24 protein-coding genes are annotated in these 24,036 nt (G+C 59.9%); 5 read left to right on the top strand and 19 right to left on the bottom strand.

All coding sequences use genetic code 11. From position 1 onward, the window contains the following. Positions 1-186: 186 nt before the first annotated feature. From F6V25_RS02475 to F6V25_RS02410, 14 genes are all read right to left on the bottom strand, one after another. On the bottom strand, positions 187-1,644 hold the full coding sequence (locus F6V25_RS02475) for an NADH-quinone oxidoreductase subunit N (protein WP_151126885.1): 1,458 nt from the start codon (positions 1,642-1,644) through the stop codon (positions 187-189). 33 nt (positions 1,645-1,677) lie between these two features. Next, positions 1,678-3,297 (bottom strand): NADH-quinone oxidoreductase subunit M, encoded by a 1,620-nt coding sequence (locus F6V25_RS02470; protein ID WP_151126883.1) that lies wholly within the window; start codon positions 3,295-3,297, stop codon positions 1,678-1,680. Positions 3,298-3,334: 37 nt separating this feature from the next. Continuing rightward, positions 3,335-5,341 (bottom strand): NADH-quinone oxidoreductase subunit L, encoded by a 2,007-nt coding sequence (gene nuoL / locus F6V25_RS02465; RefSeq protein ID WP_151126881.1) that lies wholly within the window; start codon positions 5,339-5,341, stop codon positions 3,335-3,337. A 61-nt stretch (positions 5,342-5,402) separates the two neighbouring features. Next, the gene (gene nuoK / locus F6V25_RS02460) at positions 5,403-5,705 is read right to left on the bottom strand and encodes an NADH-quinone oxidoreductase subunit NuoK (RefSeq protein ID WP_151126879.1); all 303 of its coding nucleotides are present in this window, start codon (positions 5,703-5,705) and stop codon (positions 5,403-5,405) included. Positions 5,706-5,720: 15 nt separating this feature from the next. After that, positions 5,721-6,224, bottom strand: coding sequence for an NADH-quinone oxidoreductase subunit J family protein (locus F6V25_RS02455; RefSeq protein WP_151126877.1), 504 nt, complete (start codon positions 6,222-6,224; stop codon positions 5,721-5,723). An 11-nt stretch (positions 6,225-6,235) separates the two neighbouring features. Further along, positions 6,236-6,640, bottom strand: coding sequence for an NADH-quinone oxidoreductase subunit NuoI (gene nuoI / locus F6V25_RS02450; RefSeq protein ID WP_151126875.1), 405 nt, complete (start codon positions 6,638-6,640; stop codon positions 6,236-6,238). A gap of 43 nt (positions 6,641-6,683) precedes the next feature. Continuing rightward, positions 6,684-7,751, bottom strand: coding sequence for an NADH-quinone oxidoreductase subunit NuoH (gene nuoH, locus F6V25_RS02445; protein WP_151126873.1), 1,068 nt, complete (start codon positions 7,749-7,751; stop codon positions 6,684-6,686). Between the two features lie 53 nt (positions 7,752-7,804). Further along, positions 7,805-10,273 carry a molybdopterin-dependent oxidoreductase gene (locus F6V25_RS02440; protein WP_151126871.1) on the bottom strand — a complete coding sequence of 823 codons (2,469 nt, stop codon included), beginning with the start codon at positions 10,271-10,273 and terminating at the stop codon, positions 7,805-7,807. A 42-nt stretch (positions 10,274-10,315) separates the two neighbouring features. Then, the gene (gene nuoF / locus F6V25_RS02435; protein ID WP_151126869.1) at positions 10,316-12,091 is read right to left on the bottom strand and encodes an NADH-quinone oxidoreductase subunit NuoF; all 1,776 of its coding nucleotides are present in this window, start codon (positions 12,089-12,091) and stop codon (positions 10,316-10,318) included. Between the two features lie 36 nt (positions 12,092-12,127). Further along, positions 12,128-12,640, bottom strand: coding sequence for an NADH-quinone oxidoreductase subunit NuoE family protein (locus tag F6V25_RS02430; protein WP_149307297.1), 513 nt, complete (start codon positions 12,638-12,640; stop codon positions 12,128-12,130). Between the two features lie 31 nt (positions 12,641-12,671). Further along, complete coding sequence (gene nuoD / locus F6V25_RS02425; RefSeq protein ID WP_151126867.1) at positions 12,672-13,844, bottom strand: NADH dehydrogenase (quinone) subunit D; 1,173 nt, start codon at positions 13,842-13,844, stop codon at positions 12,672-12,674. Positions 13,845-13,893: 49 nt separating this feature from the next. Next, positions 13,894-14,382, bottom strand: coding sequence for an NADH-quinone oxidoreductase subunit C (locus tag F6V25_RS02420; protein ID WP_151126865.1), 489 nt, complete (start codon positions 14,380-14,382; stop codon positions 13,894-13,896). Positions 14,383-14,432: 50 nt separating this feature from the next. Beyond that, positions 14,433-14,948: an NADH-quinone oxidoreductase subunit B gene (locus F6V25_RS02415; protein WP_149307300.1), complete on the bottom strand. Its 516-nt coding sequence runs from the start codon at positions 14,946-14,948 to the stop codon at positions 14,433-14,435. Continuing rightward, positions 14,939-15,295 (bottom strand): NADH-quinone oxidoreductase subunit A, encoded by a 357-nt coding sequence (locus F6V25_RS02410; protein ID WP_149307301.1) that lies wholly within the window; start codon positions 15,293-15,295, stop codon positions 14,939-14,941. The genes F6V25_RS02415 and F6V25_RS02410 overlap by 10 nt, the downstream gene beginning before the upstream one ends. A gap of 250 nt (positions 15,296-15,545) precedes the next feature. Here F6V25_RS02410 and hemL point away from each other — a divergent pair, with 250 nt between their 5' ends. From hemL to atpE, 5 genes are all read left to right on the top strand, one after another. Beyond that, positions 15,546-16,832, top strand: a complete 1,287-nt coding sequence (gene hemL / locus F6V25_RS02405; RefSeq protein WP_151126863.1) for a glutamate-1-semialdehyde 2,1-aminomutase — start codon at positions 15,546-15,548, stop codon at positions 16,830-16,832. Between the two features lie 95 nt (positions 16,833-16,927). Further along, positions 16,928-17,170 (top strand): AtpZ/AtpI family protein, encoded by a 243-nt coding sequence (locus F6V25_RS02400; RefSeq protein WP_149307303.1) that lies wholly within the window; start codon positions 16,928-16,930, stop codon positions 17,168-17,170. After that, a complete protein-coding gene (locus F6V25_RS02395; protein WP_151126861.1) occupies positions 17,145-17,528 on the top strand; it encodes an ATP synthase subunit I in 384 nt (127 codons plus the stop codon). The genes F6V25_RS02400 and F6V25_RS02395 overlap by 26 nt, the downstream gene beginning before the upstream one ends. 4 nt (positions 17,529-17,532) lie before the next feature. Further along, positions 17,533-18,222 (top strand): F0F1 ATP synthase subunit A, encoded by a 690-nt coding sequence (gene atpB / locus F6V25_RS02390; RefSeq protein ID WP_149307305.1) that lies wholly within the window; start codon positions 17,533-17,535, stop codon positions 18,220-18,222. 92 nt (positions 18,223-18,314) lie between these two features. Beyond that, entirely contained in the window at positions 18,315-18,590 is a 276-nt protein-coding gene (gene atpE, locus F6V25_RS02385) for an ATP synthase F0 subunit C (RefSeq protein ID WP_149211401.1), read from the top strand. A 218-nt stretch (positions 18,591-18,808) separates the two neighbouring features. Here the strand turns inward: atpE and F6V25_RS02380 are convergent, their stop codons facing one another. From F6V25_RS02380 to F6V25_RS02360, 5 genes are all read right to left on the bottom strand, one after another. Continuing rightward, positions 18,809-19,588, bottom strand: coding sequence for a fibronectin type III domain-containing protein (locus F6V25_RS02380; RefSeq protein WP_151126859.1), 780 nt, complete (start codon positions 19,586-19,588; stop codon positions 18,809-18,811). After that, entirely contained in the window at positions 19,589-20,308 is a 720-nt protein-coding gene (locus F6V25_RS17355) for a hypothetical protein (protein WP_151126857.1), read from the bottom strand. A 10-nt stretch (positions 20,309-20,318) separates the two neighbouring features. After that, positions 20,319-21,182, bottom strand: a complete 864-nt coding sequence (locus F6V25_RS02370) for an ExeA family protein (protein ID WP_151126855.1) — start codon at positions 21,180-21,182, stop codon at positions 20,319-20,321. A 6-nt stretch (positions 21,183-21,188) separates the two neighbouring features. Beyond that, on the bottom strand, positions 21,189-22,565 hold the full coding sequence (argH, locus tag F6V25_RS02365) for an argininosuccinate lyase (RefSeq protein ID WP_151126853.1): 1,377 nt from the start codon (positions 22,563-22,565) through the stop codon (positions 21,189-21,191). 204 nt (positions 22,566-22,769) lie between these two features. Continuing rightward, on the bottom strand, positions 22,770-23,990 hold the full coding sequence (locus F6V25_RS02360; protein WP_420849956.1) for an argininosuccinate synthase: 1,221 nt from the start codon (positions 23,988-23,990) through the stop codon (positions 22,770-22,772). Positions 23,991-24,036: the final 46 nt, after the last annotated feature.

Raw genomic sequence — 24,036 nt, 5'->3', positions numbered from 1 at the left:
GGCGGCATGCCGGATGGGCCGTATCCCCTCCCGTCGCGATGCAGACACGACCCGTAACCGGGACGGAGACATGGCAAGCGAGAGTAGCCGTGAAGGCGACACGAATTCAGATTTTTGCAACAACAGGAAAAGGGCGGTCCCGCAATGCGGGACCGCCCTTTTCCTGTTCGTGACTGCGACCGGCAATCAGATCAGTTTTACCGCCTGCTCGGCGAACTGGAGGATGACCGACGGCACGATGCCGGGGATCAGCGTGCCAGCCACGGAGATGAGCAGGGAGAGGGCGATGGGAGGGGTGATCCGGGTCCACTCGAAATCCTCGGTCGGCTCCTTCATATACATGTAGACCATCACGCGCAGATAGTAATACACCGAGGCGGCGCTGTTGAGAACGCCGATCACGGCCAGCCAGATGTACCCTTTCTGGACGGCGCTGGAGAACAGGTAGAACTTCCCGATGAAACCGGCCGTGGGGGGGATGCCGGCCAGGGAGAACAGGAACACGGACATGGCCACCGCCAGGGCGGGCTGTTTGAAGCCGAGGCCGGCAAAATCCATGACCGTACCGTTGGCTTCGCCCTTTTTGCCGATCAGGATGATCACGGCAAAGGCACCGATGTTCATGAAGGTGTAGGAGAGCATGTAGAACAGGATACCCGCGGCGCCGGTGCCGTTTCCGGCGGCGAAACCGACCAGGGCATAGCCGGCATGGGCGATGGACGAATAGGCCAGCATGCGTTTGATGTTGTCTTGGCGCAAGGCGGTGATGTTGCCGACCGTCATGGTCAATACGGCCAGCACCCACAAAAGTTGGCTCCATTCGACCTGCAGGGTGGGCAGGGCCACCAGGAAGATCCGCAGGAGGGCTGCGAAGCCGGCGGCCTTGGGTCCGGCCGACATGAAGGCGGTCATGGGGGTCGGAGCCCCCTCGTAGACATCAGGGGTCCACATGTGGAACGGCGCAGCCGCCACCTTGAAGGCGAAACCGGTCAGCATCAGCAGCATGCCGGCCACCAGCATGATATTGGCGGAAGGCACCGTCATCTGCCCGACGATGGCGGCGATCTTGGCAATACGGGTCGTGCCGGTGGCACCGTAGGTCAGGGCCATGCCGTAGAGCAGAAACCCGGTGGAGAAGGAGCCCAGCAGGAAGTACTTGAGCCCGGCTTCGTTGGATTTCAGGTTGGCGCGGTTGAAGCCGGCCAGGACATACAGGGCTACCGACATGACCTCCAGCCCCAGGAAGATGGTCATCAGGTCGGTTCCTGCGGCCATGAGCATCATCCCCACCACGGTGAACAGAATCAGGGGGTAGAGCTCTCCATGGTTGCATCCTTCCCGCTCCATGTACTGGTCGGAGATCAGGATCGCCAAACCGGCCGAAAGCAGGAAAATTATTTTGAAGAAGGTGGCGAAGTTATCCTGGACAACCGACCCGCTGAAACTCTCAACCGGCGCGCCCCAACCGGCGCCCACCAGAACCCCTGCCGCCACGACGCCGACGAAACTGATGTACCCCAGGTAGGACTTCTGGCCGCTGGGAATGAAAACGTTGATCAAAAGCAGGGCCATGGCAAGCACGGAGAGGAATATCTCCGGCAGGATTGGGGTCATGTTGACGGCTGGAATAGTAATCATGTCCATCTAAGAAATCCTCCGGTCGGTTGACTCGTTTTGTTACTTGACTTCATTCGGATCGGCAACAGCCGGTGTAGCCTGTTCAACTGCCGGTACAGCCATACCGGGTATCGCCGGATGCCCGGCGGGCAGTCCCTGCATCTGCATGGCCGGCATCTGCCGGGCCGACATCCCGAGAGGCTTGGTTTGGGCAACCAGCTTCTGGACGGCCGGGTCCATCTTCTCGATGAACGGGTTGGGGTAGACGCCCATGATGAAGATCAGGGCGAGCAGCGGCAGCATGATGGCGATCTCACGGGCGTTCAGGTCGGAAAGCGTCTGGTTTTTGGGGTTGTCCAACTCGCCGAACATGACCCGCTGGAACATCCAGAGCATGTAGACGGCCGAGAGGATCACGCCGCTGGAAGCGACCACCGCCCACCAGCGCAAACTGCTCTCAAAGGAACCCAGGAGTATCAGGAACTCTCCCACGAACCCGTTGGTGCCGGGCAGGCCGATGGAGGAGAGGGTCACGATCATGAAGATGGTGGCAAAGATCGGCATCTGCTTGGAGAGGCCGCCGAAATCGGTGATCAGGCGGGTATGCCGGCGTTCGTAAATGAAGCCGACGATAAGGAACAGCGCGCCGGTGGAGACGCCGTGGTTGAGCATCTGCAGCATGCCGCCGGTGATGCCCTGGGTGTTGAAGGCGAAGACCCCCAGCATGACGAAGCCCAGGTGGGCCACCGAGGAGTAGGCCACCAGTTTTTTCACGTCCTCCTGCACCATGGCCACCAGTGCGGCGTAGATGATGCCGATCACCGCCAGGGTGGCGATCAACGGCGTGAACCGGTGGGCGGCATCGGGGAACAGCGGCAGGGCGAAGCGGACGTAGCCGTAGGTACCCATCTTCAGCAGGATGGCGGCCAGGATCACGGAACCGGCCGTGGGGGCCTCGGTATGGGCATCCGGCAACCAGGTATGCAGCGGGAACATGGGGACCTTGATGGCAAAGGCCAGGGCGAAGGCCAAAAACAGCCAGGTCTGGGTTGCCGGGTCAAGCCGCAGATCGAAGAACTGCAGCAGGCCGAAGTTGCTGAAGCCGGCATCCAATCCTTTGAAGTAGAGGAAGATCAGGGCCACCAGCATGAGCAGCGAGCCGACCATGGTGTAGATGAAGAACTTGACGGCCGCGTAAATTTTGTTCTTGCCGCCCCATATACCGATGATGAAGTACATCGGGATCAGCATGACCTCCCAGAAGATATAGAACAGGAACAGGTCCAGGGAGATGAAGGCGCCCAGCATGCCGGTTTCCAGGAGCAGCAGACAGATCATGTACTCTTTGACCTTCTCCTCAACGGCGGTCCAGGTGGAGAGCACGGCCAGCGGCATGATGAAGGTGGTCAGGATGACGAGCCACAGGCTGATGCCGTCGATACCCACATTGTAGCGCATGACGAATGGGCCGGCGGCAATCCAGGGTACGTTCTCCAAAAACTGGAACTCGGCATTGGTCTGGAAGCCGGTCAGGATCGGCAACGACACCAGGAAGGTCACCACGGTCACCGCCAGGGCGACGCCCCGCAGCACCCCCTTGCTGTCCTTGGGGATGAACAGCAGCAGCAAGACACCCAGTATCGGCAGGAATGTCGTCAAGCTCAGTAGGTGGTTACTCATGAATTCATGCTCCTTTATGCAAATTGCAAAGTGACGATTACTTGAAGACGTAGTAGCCGAGAATCACCACCACACCGAAGGCCATGGACCAGGCGTAGTTGTAGATGTAGCCGGACTGCATGTAGCGGAACACACCGCTGAAGGCCATCACCACATTGGCGACGCCGTTGACGACCCCATCAACCACCACCACGTCGAACCCTTTCCAGAGGAAGCGGCCCAGCGCCTTGCAGGGGTTGACGAACAGGTAGTCGTACAGTTCGTCGATGTACCACTTGTTGTAGACGGCGCGGTGCAGCGCCGGGAACGTGGCCACGAACCGTTTGGGCAGCTCCGTGTTCTTGACGTACATGGTGAACGCGATAGTGATGCCCACGAGGGCGACCAGGACCGACAACCCCATCAGGCCCCACTCCAGGGTGGCGCTATGCTCGGCGGCATGGGCCGCATGCTGCGCCATGTATTCTTCCGAATACTTGAACACCGGCTCCAGGTAGTGCTCGAAATAGTTGGGGATACCGCCGAACAGTTCGCCAATCACCTTGGGCAGGCCGATGTAACCGCCCACCACCGACAGGGCGGCCAGCACGATCAGGGGGATGACGATCACCATGGGGGACTCGTGCAGGTGGTCCTTGGCCTTGGGGGTGATGCGGCATTCGCCGAAGAAGGTCATGAACACCAGGCGGAACATGTAGAAAGCGGTCAGGCCGGCGGCCAGAGCACCCATGCCCCAGAGCAGGTAGTTCAAATCGCCGTGGTGCGGGTTGGAGAAGGCCTGCCAGAGGATCTCGTCCTTGGAGAAGAAGCCGGAGAAGCCCGGTATCCCGGCAATGGCGATGGTGGCCAGCAGGAACGTCAGGAAGGTCAGGGGCATCTTGGATCGCAACCCGCCCATATTGCGCATGTCCTGGGCGTCGTCATGGGAGTGGACGTGGTGCAGGGCATGGTGCATGGAGTGGATCACCGCGCCGGAACCGAGGAACAGGCAGGCCTTGAAGAAGGCGTGGGTCATGAGGTGGAAGATACCGGCGGCAAAGGCTCCGGTCCCCATGGCCAGGAACATGTACCCGAGCTGGGAGACGGTGGAGTAGGCCAGCACGCGCTTGATATCGTTCTGGGCCGTGCCGATGGTGGCGGCGAACAGGGCCGTACATCCACCGACCACGGCGACGACCATCAGGGTTTCAGGCGAACGGATGAACAGGTAGTTCATGCGGCCGATCATGTAGACACCGGCAGTGACCATGGTGGCGGCATGGATCAGGGCTGAAACCGGGGTCGGGCCTTCCATGGCGTCCGGCAGCCAGGTGTAGAGCGGGATCTGGGCCGACTTGCCGGTCGCCCCCAGGAAGAAGCAGAGGGTGATCGCGGTGACGATGCCGCCGGTGGGCAGGAGATGGGAGTTGGCGGCCAGGTCGGTGAACTTGATGGTCCAGACGTTGTGGGCCTGTCCCATGTACCAGTAGAGGGTGAAGGTGCCCAGCAGAAACCCGAAGTCGCCGACGCGGTTCATGACAAAGGCCTTCTTGCCGGCGTCGCCGGCCGACTTCTTGTGGAAGTAGTAGCCGATCAGCAGGTAGGAGCAGAGGCCGACACCCTCCCACCCGACGAACATCAGGAGCAGGTTGTTGCCCAGCACCAGGAGGAGCATGGAGAACATGAACAGGTTCAGGTAGGAGAAGAAGCGGTAGAACCCTTCCTCACCGTGCATGTAACCTATGGAGTAGACATGGATCAGGAAGCCGACGCCGGTGACGATCATGATCATCACGCAGGAGAGCGGATCGATCAGGAAGGCGATGTCGGCGTTGAAGCTGCCCGAGGTGATCCAGGTGAACACCTTGACATTGGCCACCCGTTCCTCACCCGGCAAGGAAAGGAGAGCAAGTATGGTCTTGCAGGAAACTAAGAACGAACAGAGTACGGCAAGTGCGCCGATACCGCCGATGACGGTCTCGTTCTTGATCTTTTTCCCCAATAGGCCGTTGATCAGGAAGCCGATGAAGGGGAAGAGCGGGATCAGCCATACGTTGTCAAACATGTAAGACTCCTTTTATGCAATCGTTAAACGTTGTCTACTTTCCGGTTGATGCGACGACCTGCTACCACTTCATGATATTGATGTCTTCCACGTCGATGGATTCCTTGTTGTTGTAGAAGGCGATCATCAGGGCCAGGCCGACGGCAGCCTCGGCGGCGGCGACGGTCATGACGAAGAACACGAAGATTTGGCCGTCCAGGTTGCCCAAGTGACGGGAGAGCGCCACGAAGGTCAGGTTGACCGCATTGAGCATCAGTTCGATGCACATGAAGATGACGATGGCATTCTTGCGGGTCAGCACGCCGATGGTCCCGATGGAGAAGAGGATGGCGCTCACGATGAGATAGCTGTTCAGGTTTTCCATTGTATATGCCCTCTGTTAGAGTTTTTTCTTTGCCAGGATGACCGCACCGATGATGGCCACCAGGAGCAGTATCGAGGTGATCTCGAAGGGGAGCAGGAAGGTGGTGAACATCTCGCGGCCGATCAGCTCGGTGTGCCCCTGCTGCCGGATCATCTCGCCGGTCAGCGGCCCGTTGGGCATGGCGACGCGGCTCCTCATGATGATGAAGGCGGTGTTGACCAGGGTAAAGAAACCGATAATGGACCCCAGCACGACCTTGTGGGAGTGCCTCTTGGTTGCATCAACCCTGATGTTGAGCAGCATGATGGTGAACACGATCAGGACCATGATGGCACCGGCATACACCATGACCTGCACGGCTGCCATGAAGGGAGCATCCAGCATGACGTAATAGGTTGCCAGGCAGAAGAAGGTCATTACCAGCGCCAGGGCGCTGTTGATCGGGTTCTTGCAGGTGACCACCAGAAGCGCCGACACGATGGCCACCAGCGTAATGATGAGGAAGAAAAGGGTTTCCATGCACTGCTCCTTTATTTCTTTTCTAAGAGGCGTTCCTTGTCATAGACAAAGTCCGAGCGGTGGTAGTTGGCCAGTTCGAACTCTCCGGTCATCCTGACGGCGTCCACCGGACAGGCCTCCACGCAGTAGCCGCAGAAGATGCATCGCAGCATGTCGATCTCATACCTGGCCGCATATTTGTCGTGGTTGGCGTCCTCGCCCGCCTCTACCGTGATGCACTTGGCCGGGCAGACCGTGGGGCAGAGGTAGCAGGCCACGCACTTTGCCTTGTCATGGGAGACATTAAGGGCGTGCAGCCCCCGGAAACGCTGGGCGACCTTGGGGCGCTCGGTCGGGTACTGCAGGGTGACCGGCTTCTTGAAGAGGTGTTCCAGGGTGATCCTCAGACCATTTATGATCGGCGTAATCGGATTCATGATTCCATCCTTGTTCTTGGAATTACGTGGTGTCGTATGCTTCTTAGTTAATGAAGTAGCCGATGATGCCGGTGGCTACGATGTTCAGCAGGGAGAGCGGCAACAGGACCTTCCACCCCAGGTGCATGAGCTGGTCGTAGCGGTAGCGGGGCAGCGTGGCGCGAATCCACATGCAGACGAACATCAGGAAATAGACCTTGGCCACGAAATAGACCGGCCCGAGCAGGGGTATGGCAATGGCCATCGGGCCATTCCAGCCGCCCAGGAAGAGGGTGGTGGTCAGGGCGCAGACCGTCACCATGTTGGCGTATTCAGCCATGAAGAACATGGCGTATTTCATGCTGGAGTACTCGGTGCAGAAGCCGGATACCAGCTCGGTCTCGGCCTCGGGGAGGTCGAAGGGGGTGCGGTTGATCTCGGCCAGGGAGCAGATGAAGAACATGATCGCCGCCAACGGCTGTTTGAAGGCGAACCAATTGAACCCGTTGTAGGCGGACTGCTGGGCGACGATCTCGTTGAGAGACAGGGTGCCGGAGAGCATGAACACCGATACGATGGCCAGGCCGGCCGAAAGCTCGTAGGAGATCATCTGGGCCGAGGCGCGCAGGCCGCCCAAAAGGGAGTACTTGCTGTTGGATGCCCAGCCGGCCAGGACAATGCCGTACACCCCCAGGGAGGACATGGCCAGGATGTACAGGACGCCGACGTTGATGTCGAAGACCCGGCCGGCGGCCGTGTCGAAGTAGCTGGCGATCTGCAGCGGAATCTTGTAGCCAGCCACCTCGATGACGCCGCCGAAGGGGATGACCGCGAAGGTGATAAAGGCCGGGATGAGGGCGACCAGCGGCGCAAGAAGGTAAGCGAACGTGCTCGCCTGGGAGGGGATGATCTCTTCCTTGAAGAAGAGCTTGACCCCGTCGGCGATCGGTTGCAGCAGGCCGTGCCAGCCGGTGCGCATCGGTCCCAGGCGTACCTGCATGTGGCCGATGATCTTGCGCTCGGCGTAGGTGGCGTAGGCCACGGTCAGGAGCACGAAGACAAATGCCACAAGGACCTTGGCGACCATGGCGATGTAGTACATCATCGGCAGTCCTAAAATCTCGATTCCCATCTGTCCCTCTTTTCTTGCGAGTATGAAATAAGTCCGAGAACGTTGGTGTCAGGCTACTTGGTCACGGTCACCCAGGTGACCGGAGCGCCGCTCCAGACCTGGTTGATGGCCGCCGCGCCGAAGTGGTACGGGCTGAACAGCACCCCTTCGGGCATGCGCGGGGTGATCCTGGCTTTCAGCTTGGTCGAGCCGATCGCGGAGGCCACGTTCAGCAGGTCGTTTTCCTTGATCTGCAGCTTGGCGGCGTCAGTGCGGGAGAGTTCCAGGTACCCTTCCGGGCAGACATGCATGGGGCCTTCGCCGAACTGGGACAGGGTGCCGTTGTGGTACAGGGCGCTGCCGGTAACCAGGGCCAGCTTGCCCGCCGCCGGTTCGACAGCGACCGTCTTGGGCACAACGAATGCGGCCGTGACGGCAACCGGCGCAAAGGCGCCCGTCTCTCCCAGGGAAGCGTAGGACATGCCGGCATATCCCGGGGCAGAGGCCGCAATCTCGCCGAACACTGTCGCCGGCGTGGCGGGGGCTTGTCCGCCCAGCTTGGCGATCAGCTGCCCAAAGATCTCGAAATCGGTGCGGCTTTGGCCGATATTCCTGATGGCCGGCTTGATGTGCTGGACACGGCGGTCGACGCTGGTGAAGGTCCCTTCCTTTTCGGCAAAGGAACAGGCCGGCAGCACCACATCGGCCATGGCCGCAGTCTCGGTCATGAACAGGTCGGAAACCACCAGGAACTCGACCTTGTCCAGGGCGGCCGAGATGGCGGCCCGGTTCGGGTAGGAAACCACCGGATTCTCGCCGGCGACGAACAGGGTCTTGATGGCGCCGCTGGCGCAGCCGTCCATGATCTGCCCAGCATTCAGGCCGCTGGTGGCATAGAAACCCATGTCCACGGCGCCCTGGCTGTTGTTCTTCTCGGCCATGCAGAGGACGCCGCTTCCCTCCGTACCGAGCTTGCCGGTCAGGAGGGCCAGGTTGGCCACGGCGCTGGCCAGGTCGGCGTTGTGGCCGGGGTAGGCGTTGCCGATGGGGAACAGGATCAGTGCCTTCTCGGCCTTGGCGTAGTCGTTGGCAAGCCGCTTGATGGCGCTGGCCGCAAGGCCGCTCTGCCCGGCGACCGCCTCGGGGGTGAAACCGGCCAGGGCCTTTTCCAGGTCGGCGTAACCAGGGATCGCAGCGGCTGTGCCGGCGGCCAGTTTGTCGTCCAGGATCGTCTTGGCCAGGGCGTTGATGACGGCGATCTCGCTACCGGGGGTATGCACCAGGGTCTGGGCGTCGGGCAGCTTGGAGAGCTTGCCCCGCTTGTCGGAGAGGATGTTCAGCTTGACGCCCTTATTCTTGACCGCCATGTTGATCTCGAAGCCGATCACCGGGTGGGTCTCGTAGCTATCGGTCTTGATGACCAGGAGCAGGTCGCTCTTCTGGATATCCAAGATGGTCGCCGGTGAGGCCGCGGCCCCGAAGCTTTTGGCGAAGCCCTCGGTCAGGGCGGCATGGGCGTAACCGGCCGAATGGTCGTAATTGGCCGAACCGGCGGTCTCCATCAGCCGCTTGAACAGCACCAGCTCCTCGTTGGTCAGGCGCGGTGTGGCCAGGGCGGCAGCCGATGAGCCGGCGCCCTTCAGACGGGCGGCGACCAGTTCGAGGGCCTCGTCCCACGTCGCCTCCGTCAGGGAGCCGTTCTTGCGCACCAGCGGGGTGTTCAGGCGCTTGTCCGAGTTGATGAACTGGTAGCCGAAGCGGCCGCGGCAGCAGAGTTGGCCGTTATGAAACCCCTGGTTCTCGTCGTAGACCGTGGTCAGGACCTTGTTGTCCTTGACCCCCAGGGTCAGGTTGCAGCCGGTGCCGCAGTACCCGCACACGGACTTTTGATTGGTGAGGGCCCAGAAGCGCGCCTTGAACTTGAAGGGGCGGGCCAGGAGGGAGCCGACCGGGCAGACGGAGACGCAGGAGCCGCAGAACTCGCAGTTGAGCGAGCCTTCGAACTCGCAGCCGATCTTGGTTTCGATACCGCGGCTGATAAAGGTCAGGGCACCGAAGGAGACGATCTCGTCGCAGATGCGGGCGCACTTGCCGCACAACACGCAGCGGTTCATATCACGTTCGATCAGCGGGTTGCTGTAGTCGATCTCGTGATGGAACTTTTCGTCGCTGAAGCGGTTGGCGTTCACCTTGTATTCGTAGGTCAGATTCTGCAGATCGCAGTCCCCGCCCTTGTCGCAGACCGGGCAGTCGATGGGGTGGTTGAGCAGCAGGAGTTCCAGCACCATCTTGCGGGCCTTGATGATGTCCGGGGTCGAGGTGCGGATGATCATGCCCTCGGTGATCGGCGTGGTGCAGGCCGGAACCTGCCGCCCCCTCATCTGTTCCACTTCCACCAGGCACATGCGGCAGGCGCCGAAGGGTTTCAGCTTCTTGTCGTGGCACAGGATCGGGATCTTGATCCCGTTGATCTTGGCGGCATCGTAAATGGTGGAGTTCTTGGGAGCCGTAACCTGCTTGTCATCTATCGTCAGATTTACCATCTCAACCTCTATCAGTGAGTTTGACTCTGTAAGAAACCGGTTCTATTCGATCGCCATGAAGCGGCAGGCGTCATAACAGGACTTGCACTTGGTGCATTTTTCCTGGTCCAGGAAGGCGACCTGGCCCTTTTCCCAGACGATGGCATCCACCGGGCAGGCCTTCTTGCAGGCCCCGCACTTGACGCACTTGTCTTCCACGACCTGCCAGAGGAGCAACTCCTTGCAGCAGTTGGAGGGGCACCGCTTGTCGTTGATGTGCGCCTCGTACTCGTGGCGGAAATAGTTGATGGTGGAGAGGATCGGGTTGGGAGCCGTCTGGCCGAGGCCGCACAGAGAGGCCTTCTTGATGGCAACCCCCAGATCCAGAAGGGTATCCAGGTCGGACGGTTCGCCGCGCCCCTCGGTGATGCGTTCCAGGATGTCCAGCATGACCTTCAGGCCGATGCGGCAGGGGACGCATTTGCCGCAGGATTCCATCCTGGTGAAGGAGAGGAAGAAGCGGGCGACGTCCACCATGCAGGTGGTCTCGTCCATGACGACCAGACCGCCGGAGCCCATCATGGCGCCGGCCTTGATCAGGGAGTCGTAGTCGACCGGGGTGTCCAGGATCTCGCCGGGAATACAGCCGCCCGAGGGGCCGCCGGCCTGCACGGCCTTGAACTTGCGATTATTGAGGATGCCGCCGCACACGTCGTAGAGAACCGAACGGACGGTCATACCGGCCGGAACCTCTACCAGGCCGGTGTGCTTGACCTTGCCGGTAACGGCGAAGATCTTGGTCCCCTTGGTGGTCTCGGTGCCGAGGGAGGCGTACCAGGCAGAGCCCTTGTTGATGATATGCCGGACGTTGGCGAAGGTCTCCACGTTGTTGATGTTGGTCGGCTTGCCCCACAGACCGCGCACGGCGGGGAACGGCGGACGGGGGCGGCTCATGCCGCGCTGCCCTTCGATGGAGGCCATCAGGGCGGTTTCTTCACCGCACACAAAGGCGCCGGCGCCCATCTTGATGCGCATGTCGAAGTTGAGGCCCCACCCTTTGATGTTCTGCCCCAGGTATCCCTTTTCGTAGCAGTCGTCGATGGCGCGCTGGAGGCGCTGCACCGCCAGGGGGTACTCGGCGCGGACATACACATAGCCGAAGTCGCAGCCGATGGCATAGGCGGCGATCATCATCCCTTCGATGATGCAGTAGGGGTCGCCTTCCAGCAGCGAACGGTCCATGAAGGCGCCGGGGTCACCCTCGTCGGCATTGCAGATCAGGTATTTGTGCTCGCCCGGGGAGGCCTTGCAGAAGGACCACTTCATGCCGGTGGGGAAACCGCCGCCCCCACGACCGCGCAGGCCGGACTTCTTGACCTCTTCGATGACCTCTTCCGGCTTCATGGTCGTGATGCATTTTTCTATGGCCTTGAATCCGTCTTCCCCGAGAAATGCGTCCAGCGACTCGGGGTTTATCTGGCCGCAGCCGGACATGACGACCCGCATCTGGGCATCGACAAACGTGTTGTAGTACGGTTTCGCCTTCCGTTTTTCCAGGACCGTCTTGCCGACGATATGCTCGTTGACGAGCTGTTCGACCTCTTCAGGCTGAACGAAGTCGTAGGTGACCCGGCCCTGCTCTTCGGTAATGATGTCTACCAGGACGTCGTTGGCGCACAGCCCGCGGCAACCGGTGTGGATGACCTCACAACGCTTGCCCACCACCGCGTCAACGCCCTTTTCCTGGAGCACCCGGCGAAATTCCGCCTCAACCTTTTTCGCACCGGCCGAAATTCCGCCGGTCCCTTGACATATCAGAATTTTTATTGCTTCGCCCATAACGCTTTGTCCCCTGCTGGAATGGTTGAGTCGGTTCTATTTCATCGGCCGCTGGTTATATTCGGCAATTATCTCGTCAACCTTCTGGACCGTCATCTTGCCGAAGGTGTCATCGTTGACCATGGCCAAGGGCGCCATGCCGCAGGCGCCCAGGCAGGCGACCTTTTCAAAGGTGTAGCGCAGGTCCGGCGTGGTCTCGGCGTGGCCGATGTGCAGTTTATCGAAGAAGGTTTCAACGATACGCGGAGCGCCCGAGACGTGGCAGGCGGTCCCGACGCAGACCCGGATGATGAACCGGCCGCGGGGTTTCAGATGAAACTGGGCGTAAAAGGTGAGAACGCCGTAGATCTGGCTGGGGTAGACGTTCAACCGCTCGGCGACATAGTCGGCAACCTTGCGGGGCACATACCCGTATGCATCCTGGACCCCTTGAAGGACCGGCATCAGGTTGCCCGGCAGATCGATGTATTTATCGATAACCTTATCGGCTATGGAGAGGTCTACTTCCGGTTCCTGTTCTTCTGCCTGTTGCGCAACTGCTTCACTCATTCGCGCCGTCTCCTTTGAATCGTTACGGGAGTTATCTGTCTATTTCGCCAAGAACGACGTCCAACGTTCCGATTACAGCCACCAAGTCGGCAATCATGGCCCCCTTGGCCATCTTCTCGATGGCCTGGAGGTTGACGAATGAGGGCGGCCGGATTCTCATGCGGTAGGGTTTGGAACTGCCGTCGCTGACGATGTAGAAACCCAACTCGCCCTTGGGGTTTTCAACCCCCTGGTAGACTTCGCCTTCCGGTACGGGATAGCCTTCGGAGGCGATCTTGAAGTGGTGGATCAGACCTTCTATGGAGTTGTAGACGTTTTCCTTGGGGGGATAACAGACCTGGGGGCAATCGGCCAGCACCGGGCCCGGTTTGAGCCGGTCGAGGGCCTGGTTGATGATCTTACAGGCCTCGCGCATCTCCACCAGGCGCACCTTGTAGCGGTCAAAGGTATCACACTTCTCCCCCACCGGGATTTGGAACTGGTAGTTCTCGTACCCGGAATAGGGATTGTCGCGGCGCAGGTCCAAGTCCACACCGGAACCGCGCAGGGCCGGGCCGGTAATGCCCATGTCGATGGCGTCCTCGGCCGAGATGACGCCGTTGCCGACCGTACGCTTGAGCCAGATCGGGTTAGTGGTCAGGAGCCCCTCGTACTGGTCCAGATTAGCCGGCATGGCAGCGATGAAATCGCGCACCTTCTTCTCGAATTCGGGCGGCACATCCTGTGAGAGGCCGCCGGCGCGGAAGAAATTGGAGGTCATGCGGGCACCGGAGATCAGTTCATAGGTTTCCATGATGACCTCGCGCTCGCGGAAGGCATAGAGGAAGACCGTCATGGCGCCGATATCGAGGGCATGTGTGGCAAGCCATACCAGGTGGGACTCGAGGCGCGTCAACTCGGCCATGATGATGCGGATGGTCTGGGCCCGCTCCGGAACCTGGATGTCCAGCAGCTTCTCAACCGTCAGGATATACCCCAGATTGTTGTGCATGGGGGCCAGGTAGTCGAGACGGTCGGTCAGCGGCAGGACCTGGTGGTAGGTGCGGTGCTCGGAGAGCTTCTCCACCCCGCGGTGCAGGTAGCCGATGTCCGGGGTGATCTTGGTGATCACCTCGCCGTCCAGTTCGAGAACGAGCCTGAGAACCCCGTGGGTGCTGGGGTGCTGCGGCCCCATATTCAGCGTCATCTTTTCCGTAGTAGCCATATATCGCCTCTTCTATGATCGTAGATACGAAGTACGTTGGTGCGGGAACTTACGACAGGCGGCCTTTATAGGGTTCCCGGTCCGGCCCCTGAAGCGGGTAGTCCTTGCGCAACGGATAACCTTCCCAGTCGGGCGTCATCAGGATGCGGCGCAGGTCGGGGTGGTTGTCGAACGTGATGCCGAACAGGTCGTAGACCTCGCGCTCCAGCCAGTTGGCGGTAGCCCAGACCTGGGTCGCGCTCTCGATATGGCACTCCGCCTCGGAAACGGCCGTCTTGATGCGCAGCCGATCCTTGTTGGGAATGGAGTACAGCAGGTAGACCATCATGAAGCGCTCTTCCTTCTTGCCCAGATAGTCAATCGCGGTCACGTCGGTGAGCAGATTGTACTGAAGGGCCTGCTTCAGAAAGGCAAGAACAGCCAGAAGGTCTTCCTTTTTGATCGTTACCGTCACTTCGCCGCGAAACTCGACGACCTCGATGATGGAAGAGGCGAATTTCTCTTTCAACTTGACTACTGCGCGATTGTTCTCTGCCATGGCATTCAACCCTTTGTCTGGGATTTGATATATTCAGTGTACCCGGTGACTTACGCTGCAGCCGACTCGATCCTGTTACCCAGACCGATGGCGGAGCCAAACGAGTTCTTGTCATGCATGATCTTATCCTGTAGTTTCATAAGACCGTACAGGAGCGCCTCGGGGCGCGGCGGGCAGCCAGGGATGTAGACATCCACCGGCAGCGCCTCATCGATCCCCTGCACAACGCTGTAGGTATCGAAGATTCCGCCTGAACAGGCGCAGGCACCCATGGCGATGACCCATTTCGGCTCGGGCATCTGCTCATAGACAGTCTTGATGACCGGCAGCATCTTCTTGGTGACCGTGCCGGCGATGATGATGCAGTCGGACTGCCGGGGGGAGGCGCGGAAGATGATGCCGAAACGGTCGAGGTCGTAATGGGAAGCGCCGGCGGCCATCATCTCGATGGCGCAGCATGCCAGGCCGAAGGTCATGGGCCAGATGGACGACTTCCTCGACCAGTTGACGAGCGCATCCAGGGACGTGGTTATGATGTTGTCGCCAAGCGGATTGTCTACTCCCATTCCAGTGCTCCTTTTTTCCAGACGTAAATGTAACCGACAAAGAGAATGACGATAAAGGTCCCCATCTCGACCAGGCCGAACACGCCAAGCTTCTTATAGAGAATCGCCCAGGGATAGAGGAACACAGCCTCGATGTCGAACAGGATGAACAGCATGGCGATCAGGTAGAACTTGATCGAGAAACGTTCCCGGGCCGTTCCGACCGGCGTGCAGCCGCTCTCGTACGGAGCCAGCTTGACGGGGGAAGGCTTCTTCTGGCCGATGAGCGAGGACAGGACGATGGAAACCAGCCCGAACAACACGGCGACTATGACCAGGAGAAGTATGGGGAGATATGCACCAAGCATCGGAAACCCTCCTAATTACTTGCGGTATACTGTATACAAAACGTTGTCAAAATAGGTTATTTGATTTTCTTTGTCAAGCAGATTTTTCCCCCTTTCTCAGGCCGCGCAAAATACCCCGTCATTATCCCCAACATACTAAAATCAAAATAAAAAATCTTCTTTGCGATTGACAAAATCGAGGATGGTGTGCTATTCAAAACACCCCATTGGCAAGCTCATTTCAAAATAAAGTATGAGGGGTCCTTCCACCATGAACCACACCCGTTCCAGCGCTCTCTTCCAGCAGGCCAAAGCAGCAATCCCCGGCGGTGTCAACAGCCCGGTCAGGGCGTTCAAGTCCGTGGGAGCAGACCCCCTTTTCATCAAAAAGGCGGCCGGGAGCGCCATCTACGATGAAGACGGCAATGCCTTTGTGGACTACGTCGGTTCCTGGGGGCCCATGATCGTGGGGCACTGCCACCCGCAGGTGATCGAGGCGGTCAAGAGGACCATGGACAACGGCGCCAGCTTTGGCGCGCCGACGGAACAGGAGACCATCCTGGCCAGCATGGTGATCGAGGCCGTCCCCTCCATAGAGATGGTGCGCATGGTCAGCTCCGGGACGGAGGCCACCATGAGCGCCATCCGCCTGGCCCGCGGCTACACCGGGCGGGACAATATCCTCAAATTTTCCGGCTGCTATCACGGCCACGCAGACTCCCTGCTGGTCAAGGCCGGCTCCGGCGCGGCCACCTTCGGCGTGCCCGATTCGCCCGGCGTGCCTGCCGATTTTGCCAAACACACCCTGACGGCGGAATACAACTCCCTCGACTCGGTCAGAAAACTGGTGGCCGAAAACAAGGGCACCATCGCCTGTATCATCGTGGAGCCGGTGGCCGGCAACATGGGGACCATCCCCCCCCGGGAGGGTTTCCTGGAAGGGCTGCGCGAGATCTGCACCAACGAGGGGATCATCCTGATCTTCGACGAGGTCATGTCCGGTTTCCGGGTGGCCTACGGCGGCGCCCAGTCCCTGTTCGGCGTCACCCCCGACATGACCACCCTGGGCAAGATCATCGGTGGCGGCCTGCCGGTGGGCGCCTTTGGCGGCAAGCGCGAAATAATGGAAAAACTTTCTCCGTCCGGCGGCATCTACCAGGCCGGCACCCTCTCCGGCAACCCGTTGGCCATGTCGGCCGGCATCGCGACCCTTACGCTGCTCAAACAGCCCGGCTTCTATGAAAAGCTGGAAGAGAAGAGCCGCCAGGTGGCGGAGGGCATCGCCGCGGCCGCCAAGGCAGCCGGCTACCCGATCTATTCCACCCGGGTCGGCAGCATGTTCTGCGCCTTCTTCAGCAAGAACGAAGTCCACGATTGGCCGACCGCCTCCGCCTGCGACACCAAGGCGTTCGCCACATACTTCCTGGCCATGCTGGATGAAGGGATCTACCTGGCGCCGTCCCAGTTCGAGACCGCATTCGTGTCGGCCGCCCACAGCGCTGCCGATATCGAAAAAACCATCGCCGCCGCGGCTAAATGCTTCCGGCTCATCGCCTAGGTCAAACGTTATTCTGTTATTTTGTTTGACATTACGAGCGCTGCCATGCTAAGGAATATCGATTTTGGTATCAACTTCGGGCGGGGGTTCTGACTATGGATCGTGACAAACGCGATCTGCTCAAGAGCCTGTCCATGGTGTCCAGCATGGGCATCTCGGTCGTCCTGGCAATAGGGATCGGCGTCTGGTCCGGCCTGGCGCTCGACCGGTGGCTTGGCACCAAGCCGTGGTTCTTTTATATCTTTTTATTTATCGGGATTGCGGCCGGTTTCAAGAATATTTACGTGATAGCCGGCAGGGAGATCCGCAGAGATGATGACAGCGATCAACGAAGATAACCTCTTCGCCGTCATCATCAAAGGGAGCCTGGCCCTGCTGGCGGTTCTGAGCATCGGAGGATTCGCCCTCTTTTCGGCCAAGGCCGGGATGGGCATCCTGGCAGGCGGCATCATTGCCATTTGTAATTTTGCCTGGCTGCGCAACGTGCTCCAGCGCATCCTCGGCCTGATGCCGGCCAAACCGAATCTGTACGCCCAAATCCGGTTCGTGGGCCGTATCACCGTCACCGGTCTGGTACTGTATGTCATCATCACTTCGGGATGGTTCTCGCTGGCAGGGCTGCTGGTGGGATTGTCCGTTATCGTTGCCAACATAATTGCACTTTCATTATATAGTGCCTTGCGCACGGGAGGTTAGCTCCATGGTTCACCCTTTACTGTTTCTCGAGTTTTTCCGCAACCTGCTGGCGCCGCTGCATCTCAACGAGGCCAGTGCCGATGCCATCGCCTACACCTGGCTGATCATCGTTCTGCTGCTGGTGCTTTCCGTACTGGCCACGTCGGCGCTCAAGGCGATCCCCGGCGGCCTGCAGAACTTCATGGAAGTGGTTGTCGGCGGCATTGAAAACATGATCGTCGAAACCATGGGCGAACATGGCCGTCCCTACTTCCCGCTGATAGCCACCCTGGCGATCTTTATCCTGGTCTCCAACCTGACCGGCCTGATCCCGGGTTTCTTCCCCCCCACCGCCAACATCAACACCACGGCCGCCTGCGCCGTGATCGTCTTCCTCTCGACCCATGTGGTCGGGATCAAGCACCACGGCCTGCACTACCTGAAACACTTCATGGGCCCCATCGCCTGGCTGGCCCCGGTCATGTTCTTCATCGAGGTCATAGGCCACTTGAGCCGCCCGGTTTCCCTCACCCTGCGTCTCTTCGGCAACATGAACGGCCATGAACTGGTCCTGATGATCTTCTTCGGGCTGGCCCCCTTCCTGGTGCCGCTGCCGATGATGCTCATGGGCGTGCTGGTCTCCTTCATCCAGGCCTTTGTCTTCATGCTCCTGGCCATGATCTACATCCAGGGATCGCTGGAAGAGGCACACTAAGCGTTTTCCGGACGCAACAAGGCGTCCCCAAGCAAGTTTACGCATCCTATACTGTTTAGGATAACTACCATACGAAGAGAGGAGAAGTAACGATGAGCTTTTTCACAATGTGCGTTCTGGCAGCAGGTATCGGCATGGCACTGGGCACCCTGGGTACCGGCATCGGTCAGGGTCTGGCAGTTAAAAGCGCCGTAGAAGGCGTTTCCCGTAACCCCGGCGCTTCCGGCAAGATCCTGACCACCATGATGATCGGTCTGGCCATGATCGAGTCCCTGGCCATCTACGCCCTGGTTGTCTGCCTGATCATCCTGTTCGCCAACCCCTACAAAGAGATCGCAACCAAACTGGCCGAAACCGTCGCCAAGTAATTCCTTCCGGCAGCGGCAAAGAACATGCAAACAGAAAAGGGCATCCAACCGGATGCCCTTTTCTGTTTCTCTCACCTTTCAATCTTGCTCTTATCAGGTTGTCCCAAAATAGTCAGATCGTCGCAAGCCCTGCGAAGGCACCCGAAGGGTGAGGCCAAAGGCCTCAGTCACAAAAGGGCATTCGAGGACGAAGGCCTGATGGCTTCAACAACCTGCTATTATTCCTCCTCCTTCAAAGCCCCTTCCGCCTCGTTGGAGGCGCCGCTCTCAGCGACCCCACCCCACGGCATACGCACCACCGTCCTGGCCACATAGCGGTAGACCGTCTTGCGCTCCAGCCCCGAATCGGTGTACGTGGTGCCCGTAAGCGGTTCCTTGTTCAGCGGGAGATAGGGCATGGGCTCGTTCTTGGCGGTACGGTAGAGGTTATACCCCACAATGGAGCCTTCCTCGGGCGGAATGGCCACGAATTCCAGCTTGATCTCCGTGGGCGCCGGCAAAACCTGAAGCACCGGAGGAAGCGGCTGCAACGTGACCCGAACGCGTACCGGCGCCGAGCTTGCCCCCACGGAGTTGTCCCGGGCAAAGGGGACGACGTAGTAGCTGTAGGCGGTATTCCTGCGCGTCTCGCCGTCCAGGAGCACCACCTTGTTGCCGTAGATCTGGGTGGCATCGGGCAGATCGAGATAGAGCTTGCGAAACAGCCGGAAATCATCGGTGCAGGCGGGACAATCGGGTTGTTGCAGCGACGATTCCACCCGTTTGAAGACGCTTACGCCGGCCAGATCCCGCAACGAACGCCCGGCCATGTCCTTATTTGGCAACTCAAAGGCGATCTTGACGCTGGCGCCGCTCTGGTTTGCCGTCAAGGCGGTCACAGCGGCCGGAACCAGCATGTCGGGATAGAGCAGCGGTCCCTTCTTCCCGCACCCGGAAAGCAGCGAAAACAGTATGAAAAGCAACAGAAAGCGCATGCCCACGCGAACCTCGATACCCATCTATTTCGGCGCCGCCGGCAAACCGGTGGCAACCAGATACACTTCGAAGGTGCCAGTAGCTGAACTGAAACGGACCTTGTTCTGGAAGATCTCCACAATCCTGGCGCCGGAGACCGTATTGCCCTCTCGCAGGAGGAAGCCATTCACCACCGCCCGGGACGCACCGCGACGTTCCTGCCAGGCGATGCCCGACACCTTGATATCGGCGGGAGCGGCGACAAGGGCAGTGGCAGTGGGCCGGGCAGGCTCAGCGGGGGCGTTTTCCTCGGCTGCCGGTGCAACAGGTCGTGCCGGCCGGGCAACCGGAGGGTGCCGGGGCACGGGCGGTTTCTTGACGGCTTTCGGCACCCGTGCCGGAGGTGGCGCGGCTTTCTGCGGAGCAACCACCGCAGGCGGTCGGGGCGGCGGCTCGGGCATCGCCGGTTTGGCGGGAAGCATCGGTGGTGCCGGCGCAGGGGTCACCGATGGCGGGGGCATCACCATTGGAGAAGCGGTATGCCTTTTCCCCTTGCCCCCATGCAGGAACAGGAAGGTCGCGCCGAAGGTTATGAGCGATGCCAGCAGCACCAGCCCCAGGACAATGGGCCAGTTCCTGCGTTCCTTTTGGGGGGCCGGACCGTTTTTGAACAGCTCCCCGGCAATGTTGATCATGCCGCTGCCGCGGGCCTTCCGTTCCTTCTCGCTCTCCAGTTTTTTCAAGGCATCGAGGATATAACTCATAGATTTCTATTCACTTTCCCGAGAAGAATAGTCCGGTGATTCGTTCCCACAATCCCCTGCGGGGGGCCACGGCCCCTGCTTCGGCTATGACCCGGGCGGCGATGTCCGGCGTTACCGTCAGGCTTTCCCGCGTCCAGGCCAGGAGCAGCGATTGTTCGCAGGCAACGTTGATAAGGCGGGGGATGCCGCCCGAAAAGCGGTAGATCTGTTTCACCGCACCAGGGGAGAACAGGCGGGGGATGCGGCTTCCGGAGATCTTCACGCGATGGCTGATATACTCCTTCGTGTCGTCCAGCCCCATGGGCGACAGCCTGCAGCGGACCGTGATGCGCTGGTTGAGCTGCCGCAGGTCGTGGCGGTTGAAGACGTCGTCGAGCTCGGGCTGCCCGGCCAGGATGATCTGGATCAGCTTGTCCCGCTCCGTCTCCAGGTTGGAGATGAGGCGCACCTGCTCCAGGACCTCCGGTGCCAGGTTCTGGGCCTCATCGACGACCAGCACCAGGGTGCGGCCGGCGGCATTCTGCTCCAAAAGGTAACGGTTGAGGGCCTCCAGGTAGGCAAAACTGTTCTTCTCGGCGGTCTCGATGCCGAAATCGCGGCAGATGCTGGCCAGAAGCTGTTCACCCGACAGGCAGGGGTTGAAGATCAGGGCGCTCTTGTACTTTTCCGGGTCCAGTTGCGACAACAGGGTACGCAGCACCGTGGTCTTGCCGGTTCCCACCTCGCCGGTCATGGCGATGAAACCGGCATGGCTGTCGATGCCGTACAAAAGGTGGGCAAACGCTTCCCGATGGTTGCCGCTCAGGTAGATAAAGTGGGGATTGGGCGTGATCGTAAACGGCTTTTCGGTGAATCCGAAAAAATCACAATACATCGGACGCTACTTTCCCTCTCGCGCGGCGCGAATTTCGCTCTCAACCCGCGCCCTGGCGGTGCCGCCGGGGACATTACGGGCATTGACGCTGGCCTCGACGGTTATGGCCGCGAAGATATCGTTGTCGATCTTGGCCGAAAACAGTTGCCACTCGGCCAGGGAGAGATCGGTGATGTCCATTTCGTTCTCCACGCAGTAGGCAACCGCCTTCCCCACCACCTCATGGGCGTCGCGGAAGGGAAGCCCCTTGCGCACCAGGTAGTCGGCCACATCGGTGGCGGTGGAAAAACCGTAACCGGCGGCACGGCGCATGGTCTCCCCGTTGACCCGCATCTCCCTGATCATGTCGGCAAAGATCTTGAGGCTCCCCTTGACCGTGTCGATGGTGTCGAAAAGCGGCTCCTTGTCCTCCTGCATGTCCTTGTTGTAGGCCAGCGGCAAAGACTTCATCACCGTCAGGAGCGCCATCAGGTTGCCGTAGACCCTGCCGGTCTTGCCCCGCACCAGTTCGGGCACGTCAGGGTTCTTTTTCTGGGGCATGATGGACGAACCGGTGCAGAAGCCGTCCGACAGTTCGATGAACCTGAACTCGCTGGTGGACCAGAGGATCAACTCCTCGGAAAAGCGGGACAGGTGCATCATGATGATCGATGACGCAGCCAGGAACTCCAGGGCAAAATCCCGGTCCGAGACCGAGTCCAGGGAGTTGCGGGTAATGGCGGGGAAGTTCAGTTGCTCGGCCACGTACTCCCGGTCGATGGGAAAGGTCGTACCGGCCAGGGCGCCGGCTCCCAGGGGGAGGACATTGACCCGTTTCAGGCAATCCTCCATGCGCCCCTTGTCCCGCGTAAGCATCTCCACATAGGCCATCAGGTGATGGCTGAACAGGATCGGCTGGGCGGTCTGCAGATGGGTGAAGCCGGGCATGATCACATCCAGGTTCGCCTCGGCCTGCCCAAGCAGGGCGTCGATCAGCAGATCCAGATAGGTGGCGATATCCACGATCTCGTCCCGCAGGTAGAGGCGGATATCCAGGGCCACCTGATCGTTGCGCGAGCGGCCGGTATGCAGGCGTTTGCCCGCCTCGCCGATCTTGGCGGAGAGCCTGGCCTCGATATTCATGTGGATATCTTCCAGGGCGATGGAGAAGTCGAACTCGCCGGCCTCGATCTGCTGCAGGATCTGTTGCAGGCCGTGGACGATCTGCTCCACATCCTCCATGGGGATGATCCCCTGTTTGCCCAGCATGCGGGCGTGGGCGATAGAGCCCCGGATATCCTGATGATAGAGGCGCTTGTCGAACTGGATCGAGGCGGTGAACTCCTCGACGAACTTATCGGTGGGCTGGGTGAAGCGGCCGCCCCACAGCTTGTCTTTGGACATGGTATCTCGGTTCCTCGTGTTTGGGAGTAAAGTTGATGTCGGGCGATACTATACGTGAAAAATGGATAAATTCAAAGCGGAGACGTACGGCTTTTTCTTCCTGGCGATAAAGCTTCCGGCAAGGGAAGGGGATCGGATACAGCAAAGGGGCATAACATAGTCATGCCCCTCCGTGTTCAACAGACAGCCTGTACCGGAAAAACCCTACTTCTTCCGGTTAGCCTGCATCAACGAGCGGATCCGCAGCCTGAGGGAATTGATCTTGATGAAGCCCTCGGCGTCGGCCTGGTTGTAGACCTGGTCCTTCTCGAAGGTGGCGAAATCCAGATTGAAGAGCGAGTCGGTGTCGGACTTGCGCCCCACGGTGCGGCAGAGCCCCTTGTACAGCTTGACGCGGGCCACGCCGTTGACGCACTTCTGGGAATCGTCGATCAGGGTCTGGAGCATCTGGCGCTCGGGGGAGAACCAGTAGCCGCCGTAGACCTGCCGGGCGTACTCGGGGATGAGGCTGTCGCGGATACGCAGGACTTCGCGGTCCATGGTGATCTGCTCAACCGCCGAGTGGGCTTCGCGCAGGATGGTGCCGCCGGGGGTCTCGTACACGCCCCGGGACTTCATGCCCACCGAGCGGTTTTCCAGCAGGTCCACCCGGCCGATGCCGTGCTGGCCCCCCAGGAAGTTGAGGTGGGCCAGCAACTGGGCCGGCGTCATCTGCTCGCCGTCCACGGCCACGGCGTTGCCGTTCTTGAACTCGATCTCTACGTACTGCGGCTTGTTGGGGGCCTTTTCCGGCGACGTGGTCAATACGTACATCTCTTCGGGCGCCTCGGCCCAGGTGTCCTCCAGGATGCCCCCCTCGAAGGAGATGTGGAGCATGTTGCGGTCCGAGGACCAGGGGCGCTTCTTGGTGACCGGGATCGGGATGCCGTTCTTCTTGGCGTACTCGATGAGGGCCTGGCGGCTGTTCAGGTCCCATTCGCGCCAGGGGGCCACGACCTTGATGGCCGGGTTGAAGTGGTAGTAGGCCAGTTCGAAACGGACCTGGTCGTTCCCCTTGCCGGTGGCGCCGTGGGAGACGGCGTCGCATTTCTCCTTGGCGGCGATCTCCATCTGGCGCTTGGCGATCAGCGGCCGGGCGATGGAGGTCCCCAGCAGGTAATGCCCCTCGTAGATGGCGCTGGCGCGGAACATGGGGAACACGAAATCCCGCACGAACTCTTCCCGCAGGTCGTCGATGTAGACCTTGTCGGCGCCGGTGGCCAGGGCCTTCTCGCGGATCGGCGCCAGTTCGTCCCCCTGCCCCAGATCGGCGGAAAAGGCGACGACCTTGCAGCCGTACTCGTTTTTGAGCCATTTGAGGATGATGGAGGTATCCAGGCCGCCCGAGTAGGCCAGGACGATCTTCTTGATTTCCTGTTTCTGAATTTTTGCCATGTGCTTCTCCTTTAACGGATTAGTATGAATATCCCAA

The organism is Oryzomonas japonica (genome assembly GCF_008802365.1).
Lineage (GTDB): Bacteria > Desulfobacterota > Desulfuromonadia > Geobacterales > Pseudopelobacteraceae > Oryzomonas > Oryzomonas japonica.
Note: the sequence above shows the minus strand (reverse complement) of the source record. Positions and strands in the feature narration are given on the sequence as shown.

Bases quoted from the DNA above. Each gene is read 5' to 3' on its own strand.
- nuoH (WP_151126873.1), bottom strand. From the start codon at position 7,751: ATGGGAATCGAGATTTTAGGACTGCCGATGATGTACTACATCGCCATG.
- F6V25_RS02440 (WP_151126871.1), bottom strand. From the start codon at position 10,273: ATGGTAAATCTGACGATAGATGACAAGCAGGTTACGGCTCCCAAGAAC.
- F6V25_RS02415 (WP_149307300.1), bottom strand. From the start codon at position 14,948: ATGGGAGTAGACAATCCGCTTGGCGACAACATCATAACCACGTCCCTG.
- nuoI (WP_151126875.1), bottom strand. From the start codon at position 6,640: ATGAATCCGATTACGCCGATCATAAATGGTCTGAGGATCACCCTGGAA.
- atpE (WP_149211401.1), top strand. From the start codon at position 18,315: ATGAGCTTTTTCACAATGTGCGTTCTGGCAGCAGGTATCGGCATGGCA.
- hemL (WP_151126863.1), top strand. From the start codon at position 15,546: ATGAACCACACCCGTTCCAGCGCTCTCTTCCAGCAGGCCAAAGCAGCA.
- F6V25_RS02410 (WP_149307301.1), bottom strand. From the start codon at position 15,295: ATGCTTGGTGCATATCTCCCCATACTTCTCCTGGTCATAGTCGCCGTG.
- F6V25_RS02370 (WP_151126855.1), bottom strand. From the start codon at position 21,182: ATGTATTGTGATTTTTTCGGATTCACCGAAAAGCCGTTTACGATCACG.
- F6V25_RS02455 (WP_151126877.1), bottom strand. From the start codon at position 6,224: ATGGAAACCCTTTTCTTCCTCATCATTACGCTGGTGGCCATCGTGTCG.
- argH (WP_151126853.1), bottom strand. From the start codon at position 22,565: ATGTCCAAAGACAAGCTGTGGGGCGGCCGCTTCACCCAGCCCACCGAT.
- F6V25_RS02430 (WP_149307297.1), bottom strand. From the start codon at position 12,640: ATGAGTGAAGCAGTTGCGCAACAGGCAGAAGAACAGGAACCGGAAGTA.
- F6V25_RS02395 (WP_151126861.1), top strand. From the start codon at position 17,145: ATGATGACAGCGATCAACGAAGATAACCTCTTCGCCGTCATCATCAAA.
- atpB (WP_149307305.1), top strand. From the start codon at position 17,533: ATGGTTCACCCTTTACTGTTTCTCGAGTTTTTCCGCAACCTGCTGGCG.
- F6V25_RS17355 (WP_151126857.1), bottom strand. From the start codon at position 20,308: ATGAGTTATATCCTCGATGCCTTGAAAAAACTGGAGAGCGAGAAGGAA.
- F6V25_RS02380 (WP_151126859.1), bottom strand. From the start codon at position 19,588: ATGGGTATCGAGGTTCGCGTGGGCATGCGCTTTCTGTTGCTTTTCATA.
- F6V25_RS02475 (WP_151126885.1), bottom strand. From the start codon at position 1,644: ATGGACATGATTACTATTCCAGCCGTCAACATGACCCCAATCCTGCCG.
- nuoD (WP_151126867.1), bottom strand. From the start codon at position 13,844: ATGGCTACTACGGAAAAGATGACGCTGAATATGGGGCCGCAGCACCCC.
- F6V25_RS02470 (WP_151126883.1), bottom strand. From the start codon at position 3,297: ATGAGTAACCACCTACTGAGCTTGACGACATTCCTGCCGATACTGGGT.
- nuoL (WP_151126881.1), bottom strand. From the start codon at position 5,341: ATGTTTGACAACGTATGGCTGATCCCGCTCTTCCCCTTCATCGGCTTC.
- nuoF (WP_151126869.1), bottom strand. From the start codon at position 12,091: ATGGGCGAAGCAATAAAAATTCTGATATGTCAAGGGACCGGCGGAATT.
- F6V25_RS02420 (WP_151126865.1), bottom strand. From the start codon at position 14,382: ATGGCAGAGAACAATCGCGCAGTAGTCAAGTTGAAAGAGAAATTCGCC.
- nuoK (WP_151126879.1), bottom strand. From the start codon at position 5,705: ATGGAAAACCTGAACAGCTATCTCATCGTGAGCGCCATCCTCTTCTCC.
- F6V25_RS02400 (WP_149307303.1), top strand. From the start codon at position 16,928: ATGGATCGTGACAAACGCGATCTGCTCAAGAGCCTGTCCATGGTGTCC.